The organism is Actinoplanes sp. DH11 (assembly GCF_020873875.1).
Taxonomy (GTDB): domain Bacteria; phylum Actinomycetota; class Actinomycetes; order Mycobacteriales; family Micromonosporaceae; genus Actinoplanes.
The window spans coordinates 409,373-433,030 of the sequence record NZ_JAHWGU010000002.1 but is presented as its reverse complement, the minus strand read 5'-3'; the positions used below and the strand labels follow the sequence as shown (position 1 = coordinate 433,030).

The 23,658-nt window shown below is 70.4% G+C and carries 22 protein-coding genes; 14 read left to right on the top strand and 8 right to left on the bottom strand.

Annotated elements, in window-relative coordinates:
• Positions 1–23 precede the first annotated feature (23 nt).
• Positions 24–1,214: a glycoside hydrolase family 1 protein gene (locus tag LPA41_RS42900; RefSeq protein WP_229068676.1), complete on the top strand. Its 1,191-nt coding sequence runs from the start codon at positions 24–26 to the stop codon at positions 1,212–1,214.
• A 29-nt stretch (positions 1,215–1,243) separates the two neighbouring features.
• Here LPA41_RS42900 and LPA41_RS04895 read toward each other — a convergent pair whose 3' ends face one another.
• On the bottom strand, positions 1,244–2,182 hold the full coding sequence (locus tag LPA41_RS04895) for a dienelactone hydrolase family protein (RefSeq protein WP_229068674.1): 939 nt from the start codon (positions 2,180–2,182) through the stop codon (positions 1,244–1,246).
• Between the two features lie 335 nt (positions 2,183–2,517).
• On the opposite strand from LPA41_RS04895, the gene LPA41_RS04890 reads away from it, so the two are divergent.
• On the top strand, positions 2,518–4,125 hold the full coding sequence (locus LPA41_RS04890; RefSeq protein WP_229068672.1) for a carboxylesterase/lipase family protein: 1,608 nt from the start codon (positions 2,518–2,520) through the stop codon (positions 4,123–4,125).
• Positions 4,126–4,249: 124 nt separating this feature from the next.
• On the opposite strand, the gene LPA41_RS04885 is transcribed toward LPA41_RS04890, so the two are convergent.
• Together LPA41_RS04885 and LPA41_RS04880 are read right to left on the bottom strand one after the other, a co-directional pair.
• Positions 4,250–6,613, bottom strand: coding sequence for an acylase (locus LPA41_RS04885; protein WP_374238112.1), 2,364 nt, complete (start codon positions 6,611–6,613; stop codon positions 4,250–4,252).
• Between the two features lie 141 nt (positions 6,614–6,754).
• A complete protein-coding gene (locus tag LPA41_RS04880; protein WP_229068670.1) occupies positions 6,755–7,726 on the bottom strand; it encodes a helix-turn-helix transcriptional regulator in 972 nt (323 codons plus the stop codon).
• A 194-nt stretch (positions 7,727–7,920) separates the two neighbouring features.
• On the opposite strand from LPA41_RS04880, the gene LPA41_RS04875 reads away from it, so the two are divergent.
• From LPA41_RS04875 to LPA41_RS04860, 4 genes are all read left to right on the top strand, one after another.
• Positions 7,921–8,121, top strand: coding sequence for a hypothetical protein (locus LPA41_RS04875; RefSeq protein WP_229068668.1), 201 nt, complete (start codon positions 7,921–7,923; stop codon positions 8,119–8,121).
• Positions 8,121–8,381: a hypothetical protein gene (locus tag LPA41_RS04870; protein WP_229068666.1), complete on the top strand. Its 261-nt coding sequence runs from the start codon at positions 8,121–8,123 to the stop codon at positions 8,379–8,381. The genes LPA41_RS04875 and LPA41_RS04870 overlap by 1 nt, the downstream gene beginning before the upstream one ends.
• 31 nt (positions 8,382–8,412) lie before the next feature.
• Positions 8,413–9,990 carry a hypothetical protein gene (locus tag LPA41_RS04865; protein ID WP_229068664.1) on the top strand — a complete coding sequence of 526 codons (1,578 nt, stop codon included), beginning with the start codon at positions 8,413–8,415 and terminating at the stop codon, positions 9,988–9,990.
• A gap of 147 nt (positions 9,991–10,137) precedes the next feature.
• Positions 10,138–10,617: a hypothetical protein gene (locus LPA41_RS04860; RefSeq protein WP_229068662.1), complete on the top strand. Its 480-nt coding sequence runs from the start codon at positions 10,138–10,140 to the stop codon at positions 10,615–10,617.
• A 69-nt stretch (positions 10,618–10,686) separates the two neighbouring features.
• Here LPA41_RS04860 and LPA41_RS04855 read toward each other — a convergent pair whose 3' ends face one another.
• Positions 10,687–11,907: a pectate lyase gene (locus LPA41_RS04855; protein ID WP_229068660.1), complete on the bottom strand. Its 1,221-nt coding sequence runs from the start codon at positions 11,905–11,907 to the stop codon at positions 10,687–10,689.
• Positions 11,908–12,456: 549 nt separating this feature from the next.
• On the opposite strand from LPA41_RS04855, the gene LPA41_RS04850 reads away from it, so the two are divergent.
• A complete protein-coding gene (locus LPA41_RS04850) occupies positions 12,457–13,197 on the top strand; it encodes an SDR family oxidoreductase (RefSeq protein WP_229068659.1) in 741 nt (246 codons plus the stop codon).
• Positions 13,198–13,257: 60 nt separating this feature from the next.
• Here LPA41_RS04850 and LPA41_RS04845 read toward each other — a convergent pair whose 3' ends face one another.
• Entirely contained in the window at positions 13,258–13,755 is a 498-nt protein-coding gene (locus LPA41_RS04845) for a sigma factor-like helix-turn-helix DNA-binding protein (protein WP_229068657.1), read from the bottom strand.
• Positions 13,756–13,966: 211 nt separating this feature from the next.
• Between LPA41_RS04845 and LPA41_RS04840 the strand changes: the two genes are divergently transcribed.
• Positions 13,967–14,647 (top strand): GntR family transcriptional regulator, encoded by a 681-nt coding sequence (locus tag LPA41_RS04840; RefSeq protein WP_229068655.1) that lies wholly within the window; start codon positions 13,967–13,969, stop codon positions 14,645–14,647.
• A 39-nt stretch (positions 14,648–14,686) separates the two neighbouring features.
• Here the strand turns inward: LPA41_RS04840 and LPA41_RS04835 are convergent, their stop codons facing one another.
• Entirely contained in the window at positions 14,687–14,911 is a 225-nt protein-coding gene (locus tag LPA41_RS04835; protein ID WP_229068652.1) for a hypothetical protein, read from the bottom strand.
• Between the two features lie 215 nt (positions 14,912–15,126).
• Between LPA41_RS04835 and LPA41_RS04830 the strand changes: the two genes are divergently transcribed.
• Positions 15,127–16,089 (top strand): hypothetical protein, encoded by a 963-nt coding sequence (locus tag LPA41_RS04830; RefSeq protein ID WP_229068646.1) that lies wholly within the window; start codon positions 15,127–15,129, stop codon positions 16,087–16,089.
• 42 nt (positions 16,090–16,131) lie between these two features.
• Here the strand turns inward: LPA41_RS04830 and bla are convergent, their stop codons facing one another.
• Positions 16,132–17,058, bottom strand: coding sequence for a class A beta-lactamase (bla, locus tag LPA41_RS04825; protein WP_229068644.1), 927 nt, complete (start codon positions 17,056–17,058; stop codon positions 16,132–16,134).
• Between the two features lie 82 nt (positions 17,059–17,140).
• Here bla and LPA41_RS04820 point away from each other — a divergent pair, with 82 nt between their 5' ends.
• A complete protein-coding gene (locus tag LPA41_RS04820; protein WP_229068642.1) occupies positions 17,141–18,025 on the top strand; it encodes a LysR family transcriptional regulator in 885 nt (294 codons plus the stop codon).
• Positions 18,022–18,924, top strand: coding sequence for a serine hydrolase (locus LPA41_RS04815; protein ID WP_229068641.1), 903 nt, complete (start codon positions 18,022–18,024; stop codon positions 18,922–18,924). The genes LPA41_RS04820 and LPA41_RS04815 overlap by 4 nt, the downstream gene beginning before the upstream one ends.
• A gap of 286 nt (positions 18,925–19,210) precedes the next feature.
• On the opposite strand, the gene LPA41_RS04810 is transcribed toward LPA41_RS04815, so the two are convergent.
• Complete coding sequence (locus LPA41_RS04810) at positions 19,211–20,173, bottom strand: CPBP family intramembrane glutamic endopeptidase (protein ID WP_229068633.1); 963 nt, start codon at positions 20,171–20,173, stop codon at positions 19,211–19,213.
• A 114-nt stretch (positions 20,174–20,287) separates the two neighbouring features.
• Between LPA41_RS04810 and LPA41_RS04805 the strand changes: the two genes are divergently transcribed.
• From LPA41_RS04805 to LPA41_RS04795, 3 genes are all read left to right on the top strand, one after another.
• Positions 20,288–22,252, top strand: a complete 1,965-nt coding sequence (locus LPA41_RS04805; RefSeq protein WP_229068632.1) for a sensor histidine kinase — start codon at positions 20,288–20,290, stop codon at positions 22,250–22,252.
• Between the two features lie 20 nt (positions 22,253–22,272).
• Positions 22,273–22,896, top strand: a complete 624-nt coding sequence (locus LPA41_RS04800; RefSeq protein ID WP_229068747.1) for a response regulator transcription factor — start codon at positions 22,273–22,275, stop codon at positions 22,894–22,896.
• Positions 22,897–23,087: 191 nt separating this feature from the next.
• The gene (locus tag LPA41_RS04795; protein WP_229068630.1) at positions 23,088–23,576 is read left to right on the top strand and encodes a MarR family winged helix-turn-helix transcriptional regulator; all 489 of its coding nucleotides are present in this window, start codon (positions 23,088–23,090) and stop codon (positions 23,574–23,576) included.
• Positions 23,577–23,658: the final 82 nt, after the last annotated feature.

Here is a 23,658-nt window from a genome sequence, read left to right as displayed (position 1 = left end):
GTGGACTTCCCCGACGACTTCCTGTGGGCAGCGCCACCTCGGCCCACCAGGTCGAGGGCGGCAACACCAACAACGACTGGTGGGACTTCGAACACGACCCGGCGTCGCTCGCGCGGGCGTCGTCCGGCGATGGCATCGACCATTTCCACCGGTACGCCGAAGACTTCGCGCTCCTGGCATCGCTGGGACACAACACCCACCGGCTGTCGATCGAATGGTCACGTATCGAACCCGCGCCCGGCGAGTTCAGTCGCGCCGCGCTTCTGCACTACCGACGGGTTCTGACGGCACTACGCGGCACCGGCATGACCGCGTTCGTCACCCTGCACCACTTCACGCTGCCGCGCTGGTTCGCTGCCCGCGGTGGCTGGCTCGCCCCGGACGCGGTCGACACCTTCGCCCGCTACTGCCGCCACATCACCGCCGAGCTGAGCGACCTCGTGCCGTTCGTCTGCACCGTCAACGAGCCGCAGATGGTCGCCCTGCACGGCTATCTCGAGGGCTACCACCCACCGGGAGTCACCAATCCGATGAAGTGGCGCCGCGTCGGCGAGGTCCTGCTAGACGCCCACTTCGCCGCCGTCCGTGCCGTCCGCGCCGTCAGCGACGCGCGGGTCGGGCTCGCCGTACAGCTACCCCTGCTGGAACCGGCTGACGAGGCACCCGAGACCGCGGGATTCCGGGCCATCCGGTACGAGATCGTCGACCGCCATCTCGACGAACTGACCGGACCTGATGCCGGCGACTGGCTGGGCGTGCAGTACTACCGCAGACAATGGGTCGATCCGGCCTCGCCCACCCTGTTCGCCCCGCCACCGCCCGGCACGCCGCTGACTCAGATGGGCTGGGCCGTGCACCCGGACGGCCTGCGCCAGATGCTGCACCGGGCCGCGAAAACCGGCCTGCCGCTGTACGTCACCGAGAACGGCATCGCCACCACCGACGACACCGAACGTCTCGACTACCTCATCACCCACCTGGCCGCCCTGGCTCAGGCCCGCACCGAAGGTATCGACGTCCGCGGCTACCTGCATTGGTCCGCCTTCGACAACTTCGAGTGGAGCGAGGGCTACCGGCCGACGTTCGGGCTCATCGCCGTAGGGGACGACTTCTCCCGAACGCCCAAACCCAGCGCCCACGCCTTCGCCCGCCTCGCCCGCACCGGCCGCCTGGACGCGTTGCCCGACCCCGACGAGCGGACGCCAACGCCGTGACGCTCCGATCGCCGGGCGGACTGGAGCTCTCACCCCGCTGCGGCCGTCAGGGCGCGGGTCGTGGCCGGCACCAGGGGGCAGCTGCTGCGGTACTGCCGGATGCCCGACTGGTCCGCCAGCGGGCAGAGGAACTGGCTGAACCGGGTGTCGTTGTCGATGAAGATCTTCAGCCAGGGGATCATCGTGCGGGCGAGGGTGGTGCTCGGCTGGCCGATGTAGTTGTGGCCGGCACCGGTGATCTCGAGGTAAGCGCGCTCGGTCGTGGCCGGGATGGTGTTGTACAGGCTGGTGAGCCGGGACGGTGGGACGAGCGTGTCGTTCTGCATCGCGTAGATCAGCGTCGGCACCCGGTTGCCGGCCAGGGTGTTCGAGGGCAGGTAGGGTGCGTTGCCGATGGCGGCCTTGAGGGACGGGCGCCGCAGGGCCGCGTCGAGCGCGCCGCCGCCGCCCATGGAGTGTCCCGCGACGGCGAGTCTGCCCGGGTCGAGCCGGCTGCGCACCGAGCTGCGCTGCGCCAGGTAGTCCAGTGCCGCGAGCAGTTGCGTACCGCGGCTGGTGGGGCTGTCGTTGAGGTTGTTCGTTTCGATCCCGAACACGATGAAACCCTGACTGGCCAGCCGCGAGCCGAGCCAGGCGATGCCGGGCCAGGTGCCGTTGAGGCCCGGGGAGATGGCGAGGCCGCCGAAGGTTCCCTGGCTGGTGTCGGTCGGGTAGTAGATGACACCGCCGCCGAAGCCGTTGCCGCGCGGCACGCTGACCGAAGCGGTGGCGAACGGTCCGGTCACCGCTGCCACGCTTGCGGCGGTCGGGGCCGGGCCGCGCTGGTACGGATTGGCTGCGGCCGAGGCGGGCTGCGCCGCAGAGGTGGCGGCCAGGCCGGCGGTGAGGGCGATCGCGGTGAGTGCTCGTCGTACGAGCGTGATCGATGACCGCCGGCTCGCGGACGGCATGCGGTTCTCGTCTGACATCGGGTTCCTCCTGGGGCGTGGCTGCGGCTACTCGCCAGCCGCTGTTTCATGAGTAGGACATCGATGATGCTGGATGAAAAACGTTATCCACGTCAAGCGGCAAACATTCGCTCAACCGCTCGAATCCGCCTTGACCGTCGAGGTAACGATGTCTATGTTCGGCTAACACGCGAGAAACGTTGTCCAGCGATGAGGCCCTGCGGCATCCGTGGGGGCCGCTGCGTGCGTCAATCAATGCCAACAGCCGGCGCGCGCCCACCCCACTCGATGAAACGTTACAAAACAATCACTAACGGCGATGTCCGGAAAGAAGAGGTCTGATCATGGATACGCGAATGACCCGGAGAACCTTGATCGGCGGGTCGCTGTCCGTGGCCGCCGCCGTCAGCATGCCGGCGCCGGCGCACGCCCACGGCGGACGACGCGACGTCGCGGCCACCCGCTACGGCCGGGTGCGCGGGCGGCGCGAGGACGGCATCGTCAAGTTTCTCGGCGTCCCCTATGCGACCCCGCCACTGGGCGAGCTGCGTTTCCGGGCCCCGAAGCCGCCCCGGCCGTGGTCCGGCGTGCGTGACGCGGTCGACTTCCCCCACCCGGCCTTCCAGGCGCCGGGCGGTGAGATGGGGCCGACCGGCAACGGCCGGATGCCGGCACCGTCGGAGGACTGCCTCTACCTCAACATCTGGACCCCGGCAGCCGACCGCCGGCGCCGGCCGGTGATGTTCTACAACCACGGCGGCGGCTACATGATCGGCTCCGGCTCCGCCACCGGTCAGGACGGCAGCCGCCTGGCCAAGCTCTACGACGTGGTGGTCGTCGAGTCCAACCATCGGCTGGGACTGCTCGGTTACCTGTTCCTCGACGACCTCACCCGTGCTGACTACGCCGCGAACCAGGGCATGCTGGACATCCGCGCCGCGCTGCGCTGGACGGCGGAGAACATCGACAACTTCGGCGGCGATCCGGACAACATCATGGTCTGGGGCGAGAGTGGCGGCGGCGCCAAGACCGCAGCCGTCTGCACCATGCCGTCCGCGGCCCGGCTGTTCCACAAGGCGTCGATCGAGAGCGCCGCGCCGCTGCGCTTCCCCACCCGCGACGGCGCAGGCGCCCGCGCCGAGCGCACCCTGCACCTGCTCGGCCTGACCCGGGCGGACATCCCTCGCTTGCACGAGATCCCGGCCGCCCGGTTGCTGGAGATTCAGCAGTCCGAGGCCGCGAACGGTGTCGCGCCGTGGGGCGAACCCGACCCGCTGCCCGGCTTCGGCGCCTTCGTCGACGGCCACGTCATCCCGCGCCACCCGTTCGCCGACGGCGCCGCACCCTGGTCCGCCGGCAAGCCGCTGATGGTCGGCACCACCCGCGACGAGACAGTCTTCTTCAGTCTGTTCGGCCCACCGGACATCTTCCGCATCGACGACGCAGGCCTGCGCCGCGAGCTGAGCCGCACCTACCAGGGCACCGAACTCGACCGGATCATCGCCACCTTCCGCACGTCGCGGCCCGCCGCCACTCCGGCGCAGCTCTACTTCGCGATCACCACCTCACCGATCTGGCGCGACGCCATCAAGATCGCCGAAGCCAAGGTCGCGCAGCGCCGGGCACCGGTGTACATGTATCAGCTCGCCTACCCGGACCCGGCCCTCGTGCCGGGCACCGACTTCCCGCTCGGGTCGCCGCACGCCGCCGACATCCCCCTGAAGCTCGCCAACACCCCCGACGACCAGCCGGCCGGCGAGCGGGCGACCGCCCGGCACATGAGCGCGCTGTGGGCGGGCTTCGCCCGCGACGGCCGCCCGAACGCGCCGCGGGTGCCGGCGTGGCCGGCCTACACGCCGAACAGCCGTGCCACGATGTGGATCGACGCCCGATGCAAGATCGTTCTCGACCCGGACCGGCCGGAAAGACTCTTCTGGGAGAGCCGCGAGCCGAGACGTTCCTGAGACGGCGCTTCCGTCCTCGACGGGCCCGTCCGTGCGTGGATGGGAGCCCCCGAGCGTCCGGCGAGCGAAGCTCAGGGTTCAGCGCCGTCGCCGCCGGTGTCCGCCCGCTCGGCCCGTACGTGTGTCAGCGTCCCCGCTGCGTCACCCGGAAGACGCGCAGGTTCGGGTCGGCCGCGATCTGCGCCTCGGTGTACTTGATGGTGTCCCAGCCCTTCCGCGAGTAGAGCTGGGTCTGGTCGGCGTACCAGGGTGAGTTCGGGTTCGTCGACTGTGAATAGGTCAGGATCTGCCGGCCCGACGGGCCGTTGCGGCCGAGCTCGACCGCCATCACGAACGACGTTCCGTGTACGACCTGCGGGTACCCCACGCCCGGCACGAGCGGGTTGGTGATCACGTTGAAGACGCCGGCCTCGCCGCGGCCGCCGTGGATGGGGATGCGCCGTTCGCCACGGCTGTCGGTGTGGATGTCGCCCAGCTTCGCGTCGAGCGGGATGCCGGCGAGCCGTTGCACGGCGTCGGCGAGCGCTGCCCGTACCCGTGGATCTGTGGTGTTGAGACGGCGCGGTGTGCGCACCGGGTCGGTGGCGTCGAAGGTGTCGGCGAACCTGATTCCGCCCGCCAAGGCGAACTCGGTGAACAGGTGCGCGCCCCGGCTGTCCAGGTCGACACGCAGGTCGAAGCGGGACAGCGCCTCGCAGGCCGCGGTGAGATCGACGGTCGCGCCGTTCGAGGCGGTCGCGGTCGGCTCCCGGCGGCAGAGCGCGACCAGGTCGTCGCGGACAAGTTCGGCGCCGTGCACCCGGTTGCCGAACGTGACGTTCCAGAGGCGGGCGGTGGTGAAGCCCTTGCCGCGCAGGCCGTCCGTGCCGGCGAGGCGCTGCTGGATCTGGTCGAGCCCGAGCCGGGTACGCAGGCTGCGCTGGGTGCGTTCGCTGCCGAGGATCCGCGGGAAGCCCTCCAGCGGCGCCGCCGGGCTGGCCAGCCAGTGACTGTCGTTGGAGTTGGTGACGTAGTCGTCGCGGAACCGCACCGGCAGGTTGGCCGGGCCGAGAATGCCCGGGACTGCGGCGTCGGGGTCGGCGCCGAGCCCGCAGTCCGACCGGGAGCCGTCCAGGACCGCCTGGCCGCTGGCGGCGTAGAGCGGCTGGAACGGCGCCGGGATGCAGGCGGTCGCGAGCGCATCGGTCACCCGGGGAACGACCGAATGATCGCCGTAGAGCGCCTCGCCGCGCGCGTCGGCCGCGATCACGTTGACCCAGGGCAGGAACTGGTACCGGTCGAGAACCTGCTTGAGCGCTCGGACGTCCTTGGCCTGGCCCATCCGCAACCACCCGTCGAAGGCGCGGTTGTTGGCCGCGTTGACGTCGGTGATGGCGTACGCGGTGGCCGGCGTCCAGTCGAAGGTGCCCGGCACCACGGCCACCGGGCCGTAGCGGGTGTCGTGGAAAGTACGGCTGACCGCGCCGCTGCCGGTCTGCACCGTCACCGTGCGGGTGCCCATCCGCTCGGGCCGGCCGTCGACGTAGTAGGAGGTGGGGTCCCCGGACACGAGGCTCAGGCGGTGCCACACGAACCGGCGCGCGGTGGAGACGGTGTGGCTCCAGGCGACGGTGCGGTTGTGCCCGATCTCGATGATCGGGTCGCCGATCAGCGCGGCACCCTCGACGTCGTAGCGGCCGGGGACCTTGAGGTGCATCCGGTAGAACCGTTCGGCGCCCTGCCACGGGAAGTGCGGGTTGGCCAGCACCATCCCGTTGCCGTTCGTGGTGGCCTGCGCGCCGAGGCCGTAGGCGTTGCTGCCGATGCCGGCGCTCGCCCCGTCGAGAGCGGCAACGACCGCGGCGGCGTCAGGAGTCTCCGGGGCCGCCGCGGGCCCGGCGGCTGTCGGTGGCGTCGCGGTGACGATGCCGTCGAGCAGTGCCCGGGAGCCGGCCCGGACCATGCTGTCCCACGACGTACGCCACACGTCGATCTCGGTGAGCGGGCGCACCCAGGCCTTGCCGCGGCACGCCGGATCGGTGAGGCGTTGCACGCCGGTACGGCGCAGGAAATGGTTGTAGCCGGCGACGAAGCCGCGGATCTGGTCACGGACGTCGTCGGACGGTGACTGCACACCGTCACGGCGCCCCTGGAGCAGCCGCTCGGCGACACGATCGTCGATCGCCTTGCGGTAGAAGAGGTCGCTGCGCACGTTGGCGTCGTCCGGCCCGGCCGCACCGAACCACCGCGACCGCTCACCGTTGGCCGTCACCACACTCTCGGCGATCACGCAGATGTTGTCCTCGGCCTGCACGTGGCCGACGCCGAAACCGAGGCTGCCGAAGTCGTCGGCGGTGATGTGCGGGACGCCGTAGGAGGCCCGGCGGATCAGGGCCGAATAGCCGCCGTCATGCTTCGTGCCGGAAGCGGGCGACGGTACGGCTGCGCTCGCCACGACCACTCCGACGGCGACCAGCGCTGCTTTCAGGCGCACGGACAAGGACGTCACGGCAGCATCTCCCCCTCGATGCGATGCCCGGCGGCTCCATCGCTCGCCACCGCCGAGCTTCCGGCTGTCTTGCTCTGCCGCCACATACTCTCATCGCGCGCTGGGCTGTTGAAGCAATCAAGCCCATCAATCGCAGTCGTTCTACTGACGCACCCATCCCTTGCGGGTCGCCTCGACGCCGGCCTGGAACCGGCTGCTCACGCCGAGGCGCTGGGTCAGGGCCATCATGGTCCGCTGGACGCTGCGGGTGGAGATCGCCAGTTTGCGGCCGGCCGACTCGTCGGTGTGTCCCTCGGCGAGCAGTTCCAGCAGGCTCCGCTCGTAGCTGGTCAGGCCGTCCTGGCCGGGAGCGTCCGGCTCGCCGAACGGGCGGCCCGACGCCCAGACCTGTTCGAAGAGGGCGATCAGCCCGGCCACCACGCCCGGTGTGCTGATCTCCAGGGCGCCGGCGCGCGGGTCAGCCGGGTCGATGGGTACGAGAGCGGTCCGCTGGTCGACGATGACCAGGCGCATCGGCAGGGTCGGCACGGTCCGGGAGTGTCCGCCGAGTCCGGACATCCACTCGGCGTGCGCCAGCGTGCCGGGATCGTTGCGGAAGCTCTCCTGGTACAGGTCGCGGATCTGCACGCCGCGTTCGAGGGCGAGCTGGTTGAGCGGCTTCTCGGCGTCGATGATGTCCGGCGCCTGCGCGCCGCCGCTGTTGAAGCTCAGGCAGTCCCGCTCCGCCTCCTGTGCCAGCTCGATGAGCCGGTCCCGGACCGCGTCGATGCCTTCCAGCCGGACGATCAGGTCGACGTCGGCCTGGTGGGAGAACTCGGTGGCGAAGCTGGTGATCGACACCCGTGTCGCTTCCAGCTGGCGCTGCCGGAGAGTGATCTCGCGTTCCGCGCGGTCCAGCAGCGACGTCAGGCCGGCCAGTGGCCGGACCACCGACAACCCGTCGTCCGAACTGCGCACCAACGCCAGATCGAGAAGCCGGTCGAGTGCTTCGCGAATCGCCGCTTCGTCGGCGGCGAGCTGCGCGGCGAGCTGCGCCACCCCGGCCCGCGGACTGTGGAGCATTGCTCGATAGACCGTCTCGTCCCATGTGGTCAGACCCAGCTCAGTGAACATGAATCACCCTTTCCGCAGCCCCCGTGCCGCGTACCAACACCCTAAACGATCTACGGTGGGCGTCAATACGCCAGGCGTGATCACGCCGGGTCGCAGGTACTGACTTCGGCCTCTCCGAAAGCAATCATTGAGTCAGCCCCGGCGAGAACGGAAAGCCGGGAGTCAATCAAATGCTTCAGAACGGGGACTGAATCATGTTTGCCTTCCGGAGTCTTGCGCCCACTGTCCTGGTCCGCCGGATCGCCATTCTCGTCGGCGCGGCGGCGGTTGCCGCGGCGGCGATCACCGGCGACCCGATGGACGCACTCGCCGGTGCGCTGCCGGGAGAGTTCGGGCTCGGCGCCGCCGCGGACGCGACGATGGCCGGCTTCGGCTGGGGATCCACGGCACCCTGATGCTCCTGTCCATAGCCCGTATCGCGCCATTAAAAGGCCGGGTGGACATCGCCCCGGAATGGATGCGCAGCCGGTTATGGCACCACCGTTCGATGACGGATCCGGTCGAGCATCTCCGGGTCTGCCGGGGAGATGAATGCCTCCGCATCGCCGCTTTCACCGTCGCAATGGATCAATTCGAATCCGACGACGCCATTCGGAAGCTCATCAACACCACCATTCTCAGTACGCCGCGATTAACGCGGTGGCGCTTGTTGTGAAACCGTTCCGAGAACTTTGGGGAGAATCACCGTGAACATCTTCATGCGCCGCACGTACAAGGCCGCGCTGCTGGCCGCCGCGTGCTCCGTGCTCAGCCCGCTCGCCGCGGCCCCCGCGTTCGCGGCAGACCCGCCCAAGCCGGCCGTCATCGAGGGCGAGAGCGAGTTCGCCGAGGCCCTGCTGACCGACGGTTCCAACCGGAGCGCCGGCTCGTCGGCGCTGCGGGTCGCGGCAGCCGACCCGCGGGTGCCGAAGACGCCGAACTTCGGGCCGGCCATCGACGCCTACGCGGCCTCCGACGGGCAGAGCACCTGCGACCCGGTCGCGAAGCCCGGACCGGTCGCGCTGCAGGCACTGCTGGACCAGACCTACGGCGACCACACCGGTTACTTCACCCGGGACTGCGGCGAGGGCGGACGCAGTGAGCACAAGGAGGGCCGGGCGCTCGACTACATGCTGAACGTCAACAACGCGTCCCAGAAGGCGATCGCCGACTCCATCCTGAACTGGCTGCTCGCCACCGATGTGCACGGCAACAAGCACGCCAACGCCCGGCGCCTCGGCATCATGTACCTGATCTGGAACCGGCAGATCTGGCACGCCAGCGAGGCCTCGGCCGGCTGGCAGCCGTACAGCGGCGAGAGCGCGCACACCGACCACATCCACTTCAGCTTCAGCTGGCCCGGCGCCCGCAAGCAGACCACCTGGTGGACGGCGGGCCGCAACAACACGACGGCCGGCGATTTCGACGGTGATGGTCGGGCGGAGATCGCGTTGTATCGGACGGGGAACGGGTTGTGGAACATCAAGAGTGTGGCGACCGGTGATCAGATCGTGGGCAGTCATGCGTACGGCGGGGATCCGTCGGATGTTCCGGTGTCGGGTGACTTCAACGGTGACGGTGTCAACGAGATCGGGGTGTATCGCAAGGCTGTGGGTCAGTGGCATGTGAAGAACGTGCGCAACGGTCAGCAGTTGCTGGCGCAGCATTCGTACGGCGGGGATCCGTCGGACATCCCGGTGGTCGGTGATTTCGATGGTGACGGGTTCGACGATTTCGGGGTGTACCGCAAGGGCAACGGTCAGTGGCATGTGAAGAGTTACCGGACCGGTGAGCAGATCCTGGCGCAGCATTCGTACGGCGGGGCACCGAGCGACATTCCGGTGGTGGGGGACTTCAACAACGACGGGTTCGACGAGATCGGTGTCTACCGGCAGGCTGTCGGTCAGTGGCACGTGAAGAGTGTGCGCAACGGTCAGCAGTTGCTGGCCCAGCACTCGTACGGTGGTGACCCGTCGGATCTGCCGGTGGTCGGTGATTTCGATGGTGACGGGTACGACGATTTCGGGGTGTACCGCAAGGGCAACGGTCAGTGGCACGTGAAGAGTTACCGGACCGGGGACCAGCTGCTGGCGCAGCACTCGTACGGCGGGGATCCGTCGGATGTTCCGGTGGCCGCTGACTACAACGGTGACGGGTTCAGCGAGATCGGCGTCTACCGCAAGAGCAACGGTCAGTGGCACATCAAGAACATCCGGACCGGTGACCAGATCCTGGCCCAGCACCTTTACGGCGGTAACCCGACCGACACCCCGGTCATCCGCTGACCATCGCTGACCATCGGCGCCGCTGCGGCCTCCCACCGCAGCGCCGCCGCTCGGCCGTCTGCTCGATGATCGAACAAAACATTGTCACTCATCGATACAGTTGCTCCGTCCGGCACGGCGCCGGGCAGAAACCGGACGGAGTTGGCGATGAAACGGTTCCGTTGGCTGGCAGCCCTCACCACGTCGGTCGCTCTCGCGTTGTCGACGGCGGGTGTCGCGGAGGCCGCGTCACCGCTGCCGGCGCTCGCCGGCGTGGCCCGCAGCTCCGAGGAGGCCGATGCGGCCCTGCGCCGGATCATGGCGACGCTCCCGCCGCGCCGCGCTCTCGCCCCGACGAACTACGTCTACAACGGATGGCACGGCGCGATCGGCGTCATCCGTAAGAAGCGCGCCGACGGCCAGTACCAGGAGGGCTGGTACGACCGGAAACTGCCCGCCTACCGGTTCAGCGACACCTACTTCGCCTGGGGCACCACGGGTGGATGGTTCACCGGCCAGGGTTACTGCACTGTTCAGTACCGATCCGACAACGGCGGACTGTCCTACCGTCAATCACCCGACCTCGGGGCGGGCCAGCACTTCATCGGTGCCACCACCACGTACTTCGTCTATCCGTACGCCTGCTGATCGGGGAAGGGGACGGTAGAGGCCGCCGGCACCTCCATCGAGGTGCCGGCGGCCTCCGCGGGTCCGGGCCTACTTGAACGTGACGTCGCTGCGGTTGACCTTGCAGTTGGCGTCGTTCCAGCCCTCGCCGAGGTATTTCGGCTCGCTGCCCTTGGCGACGCCCTGGTACTTGCCGCAGACCGTGGCCCCGGAGCTGCTGGTCAGCGTGACCCGGGTGATCGTGGCGGTGTCGCCCCAGTTGCTGTTGATGCCGGCCACCATGTCGATGTTGTTCAGCAGCACGTTGTCGATCTTCACGTGGCGCTGGTACGAGCTGGTGCAGTTGCCGCAGCCCCGGTACAGCTTGCCGGAGCCGCTGAGGTAGAAGCCGGAGATGCTGACCGTGCCGTTGCCGTTGTGCTGGAACGTCTTGTCGCTGCCCGACCGGGCGCCGCCGCCGATGACGTAACTGGTTCCGCCGCCGGTGCCCTTGAAGGTCGCGGCGTCCTCGCCGATGTCGTTCCACCACACGTTGCGGATGGTGCAGGTGCCCTCGCAGTGCACGCCGTCGCCGGCCGGGGAGCCGAGGATGACGTTCTGCAGGGTGCCGCCGTTGGCGATCTTGAACATCGGGTCCTGTGATTCGCCCTGTGAGCCGTCACCGATGCAGCAGTAGGTCTTCATGCCGCCGTCGAACGTGCCGGAGACGGAGACCGTGCCGTTGATCGTCACTGAGCCGGCCGACGACGGCCACGCGCCGGTCGGGGTGCCGGTGCCGCTGGTCGGGCTCGGGCCGGCGGTGGGACTGCTTGTCGGGCTCGCGGTGGGACTGCTGGTGGGGGTCGAGCCGCCGTTGTACGTCTCCAACTCGGCGATCCGCGGCGCACCGGACGCGCTGGTGATCTCGAACGTCAGCTTCTTCAGCGACGTCGAGGAGAAGGTGATGGTGCTCGGGCTGCCGCTGCCGCCGGCGAGAACACTTCCCGAGTCGGCATTGAGCAGCCGCCAGGCGCTGATGGAGCCGCCGCCGGATGCCTGCTTGACGACGGCCGAGGACACCGTCGTGGCGCTGCCCCACTTGACCGAGACGTAGCCCGTCGCGCCGGCCGGCGCCCAGTGGGTGCCGGTGTTGCCGTCGCGGACATTGCCGTAACTGGTGCCGCTGGCCTTGCTGGAACCGTCGGCGCCCGCGCCGAGGCTCAAATTGTCCGCGGCCAGGGCCTGCGTCGACGTCAGGGCCACCATGGTCGCGGCGGTCGTGACAGCGGTGGCCGTCACGGCGATCCATCGCAGAGCGACGGGTCTTCTCATTGATCTCTCACCTTCGTGTGGGGATGGGCGAGCGCCTCTAGCGGGGGGAAAGCGCTTTCCTCGGGTGAGGTTAGAAGAAGTGCCGATGCCTTGGCAAGACGTTTACGGTTGGTGCCACTGCAACATTCCTGCAAACCAGAAGCATTGACTGACTACGATTGCTGACTTTATGGTCGGCCAAGGTTTCGGGGATGTTGCCCGGCCCGCGCGGGCGCATTCTTCACCGTATTTACTGATCATTTCGCGCCGTTCCGTGCTGCGTCGCTCAGCTGGCCGGTCCGGTCACGACGGGCGGACCTCGGCCCACAGCTGCTCGTAAGCGGACGGCGGCGCGGCTGCGTGGAGCGAAGGCCGGCACGGGGGCACGCGGTGCCGGCGCATGTCACAACACGCGGTGCCGGCGCATGTCACAACACGCGGCGCCGGCGCATGTCACAACACGCGGTGCCGGCGCATGTCACAACTCGCGGTGCCGGCGCATGTCACAACTCGCGGGGCTGTCCGGTCAACGTGTTGACAAGGCAGTGACAGCGAAGGGTTGTGGTTCGTATGAAGATCGCAGTGCTGGGCGGGACCGGTCTCATCGGCTCCCAGGTCGTCAGGCTGCTCACCGAGCAGGGGCACGAGGCGGTGCCGCTGTCGCCGTCGAGCGGTGTCGACCTGCTCAGCGGCGAAGGGCTCGACGACGGTCTGAAGGGTGCCGGCGTGGTGGTGAACCTGACCAACTCGCCCACCTTCGACGACAGGTCGCCGGACTTCTTCCGTACGACGATGGAGAACATGGTGGCCGCCGCTCGGCGCCAGGACGTCGGGCACGCGGTGATCCTGTCGATCGTCGGGGTCGACCAGGTGCCCGGCCTGGACTACTACCGGGCCAAGGTGTTGCAGGAGGACATCCTCAAGGCCGGACCGGTGCCGTGGTCGATCGTGCGGGCCACACAGTTCTTCGAGTTCGTGCCCGCGGTGCTGTCGTGGACCTCCGACGAGAACACCGTGCGCCTGCCCGCCACGCCGGTGCAGCCGCTCGCCTCGGCCGACATCGCCGCCGAAGTGGCCGAGGTGAGTGTCGGTGCGCCGCTCAACGGCTACCGCGACGTCGCCGGCCCGGAGGTGTTCACGCTCGACGAGCTCGGCCGGATCGCGCTCGAGGCGAACGGTGACAAGCGCCAGATCGTGGTGGACCCGGCGGCGGGCATGTTCGCCGCGGTGCCGGGCGACGCGCTTATCGCGAAGGGGGACGCCCACCTCGCCACGACCACTTTCCGGGAGTGGCTCGCGGCCAGGAAGTAGGCGGTCGAGCGACGGCCCGCACCGGATGGTGCGGGCCGTCTGCCGTCGGGTGCGGCGCGCTCAGCGGAACGCCGCGACGAACGTCGCGACCGGGGTCGCGCCCTCGACCACCCGGCGGGCGGCGTGCTTGGCACCGTTGCCGTCGGTGATGCTGGCGACGCCGGCCGCGAACAGTTTCTCCAGGCCCGCGAGATCGCCGGCGCGGGCCGCTGTGATGAACGTGCTCAGCAGCTCACGCTGGGCCACGACGTCGACGGGCGCCTTCCGCTCGCCTGTCACATGCTTGCGGGCCCGGCTCACCAGCTGGCGTACGGCGGTATCGCTGGTCCGCAGAATGACGGCGATCTTCGCGTACGGATAATCGAACGCCTCCCGCAGCACGTAGGCCGCCCGCTCGGTGGGCGTCAACTTCTCGAGCAGCATCAGCACGGCCAACTCGAGGGCGTCGCCGGTCTCCGCACCCAGGTAGGGGTCGGCCGACGTGTCGACAGGTTCGGGCAACCACGGGCCGATGTAGGTCTCCCGGCGTACCCGTGCTGATTGAAGGTGATTTACCATGGTCGCCCCTTCCAACTTCCCGTCCTCGGACATCCTGAATGCTCTCAGGACGCACGCCGACGAGCCGACGCCGACGCCGTCGAAGTCCGAGTCGTCGGGCTACTGCGCGCCAGGTCAGCGGTGGAGGCCTGGTCCTGAGCCGGGCGTCGTGATGCGTGGAGTGGCGTGTGGCTCGTTGACGTACTGCGCCATGCGGTGTGGAATATGTTGCATGCCAATTCCGCAGCGTGTCGGGGTCATCTCGCGGACCTTGCTGCGGGAGAACGCGTACCGCTCGATCCGGGACGCGATCGTCGACGGGACGTTGCAGCCGGGAGAGCGGCTCAACGACGGTGAACTGGCGCAATGGCTGGGCGTGAGCCGCACCCCGGTGCGGGAGGCGTTGACCAGGCTCGAGGAGACCGGCCTGGTGCAGACCAAGCCGGGCCGTTACACGATGGTCAGCCCGCTCGACGTCCAGGCCGCGCGGGCCGCGCAGACCGTCACCGCGGCGATGCACGAGCTCGCCGTCCGGGAGGCGGTGCCCACGCTGTCGGCCGAGGAGATCACCGCGATGCGGGCGGCGAACGCGCGTTTCGCGGCCGCCCTGAAGGCCGACGACGTCGACGCGGCGATCGCCTCGGACGACGAGTTCCACAACATCCCGGTGATCGCCGCCGCCAATCCGGCGCTGTGCGCGGTGCTGGAGCAGTTCACGCCGGTGCTGCGGCGGCTGGAGCGGCTGCGCTTCGCCTCGGTCAGCGGGCGTGGCTCGGTGGCCCTGCACGACCGCATCATCGACCTGTGCGAGGCGCGGGACGCCGACGGCGCCGCCGCGGCCGCCCGGGACAACTGGATGAGCCTCGACCCCCGCGTCGATTTTGGACTGACTGCCGACTCGTCCGCGCCGTGACTGTTACCGGCTCGATGCCGCGACCCCATTTCAGAAATGTCAATCGGCGGGGCGATGCGTCGTCGATCGGGCCGAGCGGCGTACCGAGGCGATGGCGGCGACGACCGCCGTGACCACGACAGCGATGCTGAACCGTACGGAGAAGTGCGCCAGCGGACCGTTCGCGAATGGTTCGGTCAGGGTCAATGCGCTGAGGAGAGCGTGAATGGCCAGCGGGACCAGAAAATAGAGGGTCCACTCGCGGCGCTTTTCGTTCTTTGTCATGCTTGAATTTTGGCAGCCGCCGCTTTCTTCCGGATCTTCCTGCGGTGGGAGACGTCCCTATACCCGTGGGCATAGAGCTGCTCCCGCGGCGGCGTCACCGGCCACCGCAAGCTCGCCATCGCCGGTGTCTCCACCGACGGCTGCATTCCGCGGACCGTGCTCGGGGCCTGCGGGAGGGGCGCCCGGGCTTTGCCGGATGGCTTACGGTGCCCGGCATGATGCCTCGGGCACGGACTGCCGCAGCCCTCGTCCTCGTCGTGGCCGCCGCGCTGATCTGGGCGTACACCGTGCGCTTCTCGGCGATGTGCCGTGGTGCCTGTCCCGGCCCGGACGTGATCGGCGCCGACGCCTACTGGCTGCGCGATGTGCGCTGGGGCGTCGTCGTGGTGGTCGCCGGTCTGCTGGTGGTTCTCGGCGCGGGTGATCGCCGCCGTGGTGTGCCGGTCGTGCTCGGTTCGGTGGCGTGGATCGGGGTGGACGTCGGGCTCGACCGCGCCTCAGCTGTGCCGTCCGTGGTGGTCCTGGCGCTTGTCGCGGCCGTGCCACCGGTGGTGGCGGTCCTCCTGATCGGCCGGCGGCCGCCGGTGCTCCGCCGGTGGCCGACCACGGCGGCCGCGACGGTGTGCATGACCACCGCGGTGGCCGTGGCGGCTCTGCACGGGCCCGGTGACACGGATCCCGGGCCTGCCGTGGTGCGGACGGCCACCGTCGCACTGCTCCTGGCCGCCGGCTTCGCGGGGGTGGCCGCCGTGGCGCCCGCACGAGTCCGGCGGTTGCCGGTCGTGGCCGTGCTCGCCCCGTCGGCGGTCGTCCTGATCGTCGTGATCGATCACCTGGTGGCGCTGCTCGCCGGAGCCTTCCTCGCCGTCGGCGCGGTCACGGTGCTCAGCCGGCCCTGGCGCGGCGGGCGAGCGGCCATCGCCCCGCTGCTGTGGGTCCTGATCGGCTACCCGGTTCTGTCGTTCGTGATGACGCTGGCCACCATGGACGCCGGCCGGCCCGTCACGGCCCTGGCCGGAAGTCCCGCGGTCAGCCCGGCGGACTCCGACATGCTCTACACGGTGACCGCGGTGACGGCAGGACTCGCCCTCGCCGCCGTCGACGGGCTGTTCCGGTGGGCACGCGCCGAGTTGCGGCACCGTCCCCGGACGCCGGTCCGGCCGACCGCGGTGGTGTGACGGCCGACGACTGTCCAGCCGCACGACCACGTGCGTGCCGGCTCAGCGCAGTGCCGCTACGGTGGCTTCGGTGGCCTCGGCGATGAGGGCGTCCTGAGACTTGGCGTCCTTGACGCCGCGGTCGGACTGGACGGCGATAATGATCGGTTCGCCGGTCTTCGGCCAGATGACGGCGATGTCGTTGCGGGTGCCGTACCCGCCGCTGCCGGTCTTGTCGCCGACCTTCCAGCCGTCGGGCACGCCGGCGCGGATGTACGTGTCGCCGGTGGTGTTGCCCAGCAGCAGGTCGGTGAAGGTCTTGCGCCGCTCGGCGGGCAGGGCGTCGCCGAGTACGAACTTCTGCAGGTCGGTGCCGAGCGCCCGGGGGGTGCTGGTGTCCCGGACGTCGCCGGGGGTCGCCTCGTTGAGGTCGGGCTCGATGCGGTCGACGTTCGTCGTCGGGTCGCCGAGTTCCCGGAGCTCGCGTTCGAGTCCGGCGGGTCCGCCGACCTCCTTGAAGAGCAGGTTGGCGGCGGTGTTGTCGCTGTACTGCACGGAAGCGGCAAGCAGGTCACCGACGGTCATCCCGGTCGCGACGTGCTTGGTGGTGATCGGCGCGTACTCCAGCAGGTCGGCGGTCCGGTACTTGACCACCCGGCGCAGGTCCTCGTCCGAGGCCTTGCGCAGCACCACGGCGGCCTGCAGCGCCTTGAAGGTGGACGCGTGGGCGAAGCGTTCGTCCTGCCGGTGCGTGACGGTGCGGCCGGAGCCGGTGTCGAGGGCGTAGACGCCGAGCCGGGCGCGGTACTCGCGTTCGAGAGCGTCGAACGCGGCGATGCGCGTGGTCTCGGAGGCCGAGGACGAGGCGGAGGCCGCGGGTGCGGGTGCGGTGGGCACGGACGTGTCGCTGCTGCCGCAGCCGGACAGGAGCACCGCGGCCAGGACGACGGGTAGCGCCAGGCCGGCGGGGCGTCGGGAAGCGAAGAACATGGTCAGAAGCTTGCTGCGCTGGATCTATGTCGTCAAAGACGCTGACGGAGGATCTCATGCGTTTGTCGCATAACCTCCGGTCATGGATCTGATCGAAGCGTGCCGCGTGTTCGTGCACGTGGGGGAGAAGGGCAGCTTCACGCTGGGCGCCGCCGCGGCGGGGGTGCCGCAGCCGGTGGCCAGCCGGCGCGTGGCAGCCCTGGAGAGACGCTTCGGCGAGCAGCTGTTCGACCGCGCCGCCCGGCGCGCGGTGCTCACCGCCTTCGGCCGGGACATGCTGCCACCCGCCAAGCGGCTCGTGCAGCTGGCGGACACCCTCGACCACGACGTCGAACAGGCGAAACTGCGCCCCCTGGCGTTGAGCGTCCCAGACGTCTGCCCGGTTCGCCGGCTGGCGCTGCTGGACGCCGCCGCCCGCAGCAAGGGCACCGTCCTCGACTTCCGGCCGGCCGGCCCGGCGGCCCGGTTCGCCGCGTTCTCCACCGGCGAGGTGCGGGCGGCCCTGGTGGCGGTCCCGCCGGGGGAGGCCACCTGGGTGGTTCCGCTGGGCCTGGGCACGGTCCGGAACGAGGGCACCGAGCCGACACGCATCGAGACGCTGCGTCCGGGCCGGGCCCGATCGGCGTGGCGGCGGATCTGGATCCAGCCGGAGGACGACGTGGCCCATGTCCGGGACCGGTTGACGCAGCTGGGCCATCGGGCCGCGCTGATGCCCGCGCAGATCGCGGTGGCACCGACGCTGACCGCCGCCGTCTCCGACGTCGTGCGGACCGGCAACCTGCTGCTGTGCTCCGCGGCGCAGGCGGAGGAACTGGAGTTGTACTGGCGGCCTCTCACCGGGGACCCGGTGGGCCGGGGCTACGCGGTGTCCGCCGCCATCATCGGCGACGGCGACCGCTTCCGCGGGCCGTTGCATCACCAGGTCGGGCTCTGCCTCGGCGCGGAACAGGACGGGGCACCGCGATGACTACCGACCGATTCCTGCGCGACCTGCGTCAGCGGCTGGGCGACGCCGGCCTGTCCGGCTCTTTTCTGGTACGCGACCTCACGACCGGCGCCGAGATCGGTATCGAGCCCGACATCGAGTACCCCGTCGCCTCGCTGGTGAAGATCCCGCTCGCCGTGGCCGTGCTGAACCAGATCGAGCACGGCCGGATCGACGGCGCCACGATGCTCGACGTCGAGCCGGGCCGGGTCAGCACGCCCGGGCCGACCGGACTGACCAGGTTCCGGCACCCGGCCCGCATCGCCGTCGACGACCTGCTCTACCTGAGCACCGCGATCAGTGACAACGCCGCCGCCGACGCGCTGTTCGGGCTGGTCGGGCCCGGCGAGGTCGACCGCTGCCTCCGCGACGCCGGGATCTCCGGCATCGCCGTGCGCCACCTGCTGCGGGATCTCGTCGAGACGCCGGTGGAACGCTTCGAGCCGCGCGACGCCCACCTCGCGCACTCGCTGGCGATCGGGTCCCGCGGCGCGGCACGGGGCCATGCCGTGACCCAGCTGGATGTCGCGCGTGCCAACACCGGCACCGCGCGAGCTTTCGTCGACCTGTTGCAGGCGTTGTGGTCGCCCTCTTCGATCGCGCCCGGTGTGGCGGCCCGGACGCGGGGGCTGATGGCGGGCAACCTGATCGGGCATCGCCTGGCACCGGACTTCAGTTCGGACGCCTCCCGGTGGTCGTCCAAGACCGGCACGTTGCTCAACCTGCGCCACGAGGTCGGTGTGGTCGAGCACGACGACGGCGGGGTGTTCGCGGTGGCGGCGCTCACCGAGTCGAGCGTCCCGGCCGTCGTGCAGCCGGCGGCCGAGGCGATGATGGCGCAGGCCGCCCGGGAACTGCACGACCATCTGCGAGGGCAGTGAGGCGGGGCCACATCGGGTACGGGTGAGTGGCGGCCGCCAGCCGGTGCGGTGGCGGGTGGACAGGGCGGTCAGCCGCGGCCCGTACCACAGCGCCAGCAGGCCGGCGCGCCGCCCGCCGGCTCCCGGTCCGAGGTGAGCACTGCCGGACACTCCTTGAGCTGGCGGATGGCCGGCCGGAACCCGCATGCTTCGTCGCCGACAGCAGACGCCCGGGTTTGTTGCGCCGGCCGCGGGAGCGACAGCCGGCCCGGAGAGGGTTCGGAGGCCACCGGTGTCCTGGGACGCATCACGCCGCGACCGGCAACCGCTCCCCGGCGGGGACCATGCCGGGCGGCGGGGCAGGGAGTGCGGGGGTACGGGTCGCGATGCCACGCCGGCGGGCGAGCACGAGGATCACGGCCGCGTAGGCCAGCAGAACCGGCAGGTCGATCGCGGCCATCTGCCAGGGCATGTCGGCGGCGGACTCGTCCACGGCGAGGTCGCCGTACGCGGCGGCGATCGTGGTGCTGAGCAGGTTGTTCATCACGTGCAGCACGATCGCGGCCTCGAGCCCGCCGGTGCGCACCGTCAGCCAGCCGGTGATGACGCCGAACACGAGCAGGTCGGCGAAGCCCCACGGCGTCCCCCAGCCGTGCAGGGCGGCGAAGACGAGCGCCTGCACGGCGATCGGGATCCACGGGCTGCGGAACCAGACACCGACACCCTGCAGCAACCAGCCCCGGGACAGGTACTCCTCGGCGGCAGCCTGCGCCGGCACCACGAGCAGCAGCACCAGCATCGAGGTGGCGAACGGGCCCCAGCCCGCGAGCGGGTCGCCGAGGCCGAGGTCCTCGCCGGTCACGGCGGAGACGGCGCTGCTGGCGGCGAGGAACACCACGATGGCCAGGAACGCGATCGGCAGGCAGGTGAGAAGCCAGCCCCAGCGCAACCGGCCGGTGACCGAGGACAGGGTGCCGGCCGGTCGGCGCTGGATCCAGCGGGCGGCGAGCATGGTGAGCGGGAGCAGCGCGGCGATGGTCAGGAAGCCGGACGCCAGCTCGCCGAGGGCGCCGAAGGCGGACATCCCGTCGGCATCCAGGGGCTGGCCGGTGAGGTCGGCGGCGACCCCGAACGAGACGGCCAGGACGAGAGCGAGGACGACAGCGCCGACGACGATGAACACGGCGCCCAGCACGAGGCGCCACCAGCGGTGCGCGGCGGTGCGGGCGAGGCGGTGGTACGCGGTGGCCGGAGGCGGTGGGATCAGCATGCGTCTCAGTCTGCTGACGCGCGGCCGCCGGCGGATCCCGCCGCGGACGGATATCGACCCCTGCCCTCGGGCATAGATCAGCCGGTGCGGGACGGCGATAGGCTGTCCGCCATCATGACGAACTGGGCGCTGCCGGTGCTGCTCGCCGTCGCCCAGCTGGCCGTCTGGCCGGGCACGGCGCCGGCCCGCGGCGACGAGGTGACGGCCGGCCGGCTCGCCGTCGTGGTCGCGGCTGTCGTGGTGGTCACGGTCGCGCTGGGCTTCCGGGCCCGGGTGCCGGTGCCGGTCACCGCGATCGTCGCCGTGGTGGCCGCGGTGGGCGGCCGGCTCGTTCCCGAAGTGGCGTTGTTCGTGCCGGGAGACGCACTGCTGGTGCTCTCGTTCGCCGAGCTGATCGCGTTGTTCAGTGTGTCGGCGCGGTGTTCCCGGCGTGTCACCGCGCTGACCGCCGGCGGGCTGGTGGCGTGGCAGGGGGTGCTGCTGCTCGACGACGGCCCGATCCGGGACCTCCCGCTGGATCTGCTGATCAATGCGGTGATCTACGGGGTGGTGGCGGCGGCCGGCCGGGCGCGCGGGCGATGGGTGGCGGAACGATCGGCGGCCGCCCGCAGGCTGGCCGAGGCGGAGCGGGACCGGCGGGAGGCGGCCGGGGCGGAGCGGCGCCGGCTGGCCCGGGAACTGCACGATGTGACCGCCCACCACCTGACGTCGATCGTGGTGAACGCGTCCACGGCCCGCTTCCTCGGCGCGCAGCGACCGGAACTGGTCACTGAGTCGCTGGAGTTCGCCGCCCGGACCGGCCGGCAGGCGCTCGTGGACCTGCGGCAACTGGTCACGCTCATCCCGCAGGGCGAGGGCCTTCCCGGCCCGCCGGTGCCGACGCTGTCCGATCTCGCCGACGACTTCCGGCAACTGGGGCAGGTGGTGGTCGCCGACGTGGACGTCGCTGTCGGCGCCGCGACGGCGGAGGTGGTGCACGCGATCGCGCGGGAGGCGCTGACCAACACGCTGCGGTACGCGCCGGGCGCCACCGTCCGGCTGAGCCTGACGCAGGATGCGGCCGGCACCCGCCTGCTGGTCGAGGACGGCGGACCCGCCGGCGAGTCGTCCGCCGGCGGGCTGGGTGGCGGTCGCGGGGTGACCGGCATGCGGGAGCGTGCCGCGTCCCTCGGTGGCACGGTCTCCGCCGGGCCGCGACAGCCACACGGCTGGCGGGTGCACGCCGTGCTGCCGCCGGCCGCGTCCGCACCGGCCGGGAACCGGATGCGCCGCTGGGTGCGCAGCCGGGTCGTCCTCGACGCCGGCCTGGTCGCGCTGACCCTGGTGGTCCCGCTGTCCGGTCTGGCCGCCTACGTCACCGAGGACCGGCCGGCACCTGCCGCGGCGACACTCGCGCTGCTGGCGATGATCGCGCACGCGGTGCCGCTGCTGTGGCGGCGGCGTCGTCCGTGGACGGTCCTCGGCGTTCTTGCGGCGACCGCCGGACTCGGCCCGCTGCTGACGGCCACGAGCGTGGTGCCCGCCGACGACGGCTGGTTGTTCCTGTTCAGCGGCGGCGCCGAACTGGTCGCGGTGCACGCCGTCGCCGCGTACGGCGCACGACCGCGGCTCACCTGGCTCGCGGCGGTCGCCGGTCTCACGAGCACGGTCCTGGTCCTCGGCCTGCTGTTCGCCATGCAGCCGACGGACGCCGACCGGATGAGCACCGTGGTGGTGGCGGTCGTGCTCGCGATGCTCGCCGCCGTCGTGCTGGCGGCGCCCTTCGCGGGTTGCTGGCTCACCGGCGCGGCGGCCCGGCGCCGGCGGGAGCGCCGCGCGGCCCGGGAGGAGGCGGCGGTGGCCACGGTGGCCGCGCAAGCCGAACAGCGAGCCCTGGCGGAGCGGGCCCGCGTCGCCGCCGGGTTGCGCGACGCCGTCCTGCGGCACGCCGCCCGGGTACCGCAGGCAGCCGACGAGGGTGACCTGGCTACCGTGCTGGAGGCTGCCCGCGAGGCCCTCGCCGCGATGCGGCTGATGCTCGACGGACTCGGCCCGGTGGACCGCAGGACCATGGAGGTGTCGTCATCGCCATCCGCGTGATCGTCGTCGACGATCAACTGATGATCCGGGCCGGCCTGTGCGCGATCGTCGGCTCGCAGGACGACATGGAGGTGGTCGGTGAGGCCGGTGACGGCGCGGCCGCCCTCGACCTGGCCGGCCGGCTCGCGCCGGACGTGGTGCTGATGGACGTCCGGATGCCGGGCATGGACGGGCTGACCGCCACCGCCCGGCTCACCGCCACCGCTGACCCGCCGCGGGTTCTGGTGCTGACCACGTTCCACCAGGACGCGTACGTCTTCCAGGCCCTGCGTGCCGGCGCTTCCGGTTTCATGCTCAAGGACGCCGAACCCGCGGAACTGGTCTCGGCCATCCGGGTCGTCGCGGCCGGCGAGGCGATGCTGAGCCCGCTGGCCACCCGGCGGCTCATCGACGCGTTCGCCGTCGCCGCCGTCGCCACGGCCGGTGCCGACGACCCGCGCCTCACCCGGCTCACCCCTCGCGAACGCGAGGTGCTGGAGCAACTGGCCACCGGACTGTCCAACGCGGAGATCGGCGCGGTTCTCGGCATCGGCGCCGGGACGGTGAAAGCCCACGTCAACGCCCTGCTGCCGAAACTCGGGGTGCGCGACCGGGTGCAGGCCACCATCATCGCGTACGACCTGGGTCTGGCCCGCCCTCGCTGACCGCTCCGCCAGTTATGTGGCCAGCCACATGGATGTGCCCTCGATCTCAAATACTTGGCTGGCCACATATTCATGTGTCATGGTCATGTGGTCAGCCACATTCCGGCCGGTCGGAAACTCCGCCCTCCGAACCGGATACCTTGTCAGGAGGTGACCATGGCAACCCGACCCTCGGCCCAGCAGGAGACAGCGTGACCGCGTCCCGGACCGCACGAGACGATGCGGATGACGATCTCACGGTTCGCACCGGGCCACTGAGCTTCGCCATCTTCGCTCTTGCCCGGGCCCACCGCGGTTTCGCCGGTGCCCTGCTCCGCGACCTCGGCCTGCACCCCGGCCAGGAACTGCTGCTGATGCAGCTGATGGAACGCGACGGGCAGACGCAGTCAGAACTTCTCGCCAGCGTCGGCCTCGACCACTCCACCGTCTCCAAGGCGCTGAGCCGCATGCAGGACGCCGGCCTGCTGCGCCGGGAGGCCGCTGCCCACGACCGCCGCGTCCAGCAGGTCTTCCTGACCGACAAGGGGCGAGCCATGCGCGAGCCGCTGGAAGCGATGTGGGCGCACCTGGAGCAGGTGTCCACCCGGCACCTCGAGCCGGAACAGATCAACACCTTTGTCGCGCTGGCGCGAACGATCGAGCAGTCCCTGCGCAACGACGGCAAAGACACCGCCCACTGAGACAGCCGTAGGCAGCCGGATGCATGACATCCGGGGATCGGCTGCGGCATGACGCCCGGCCGATGACTGACCCATCACCATC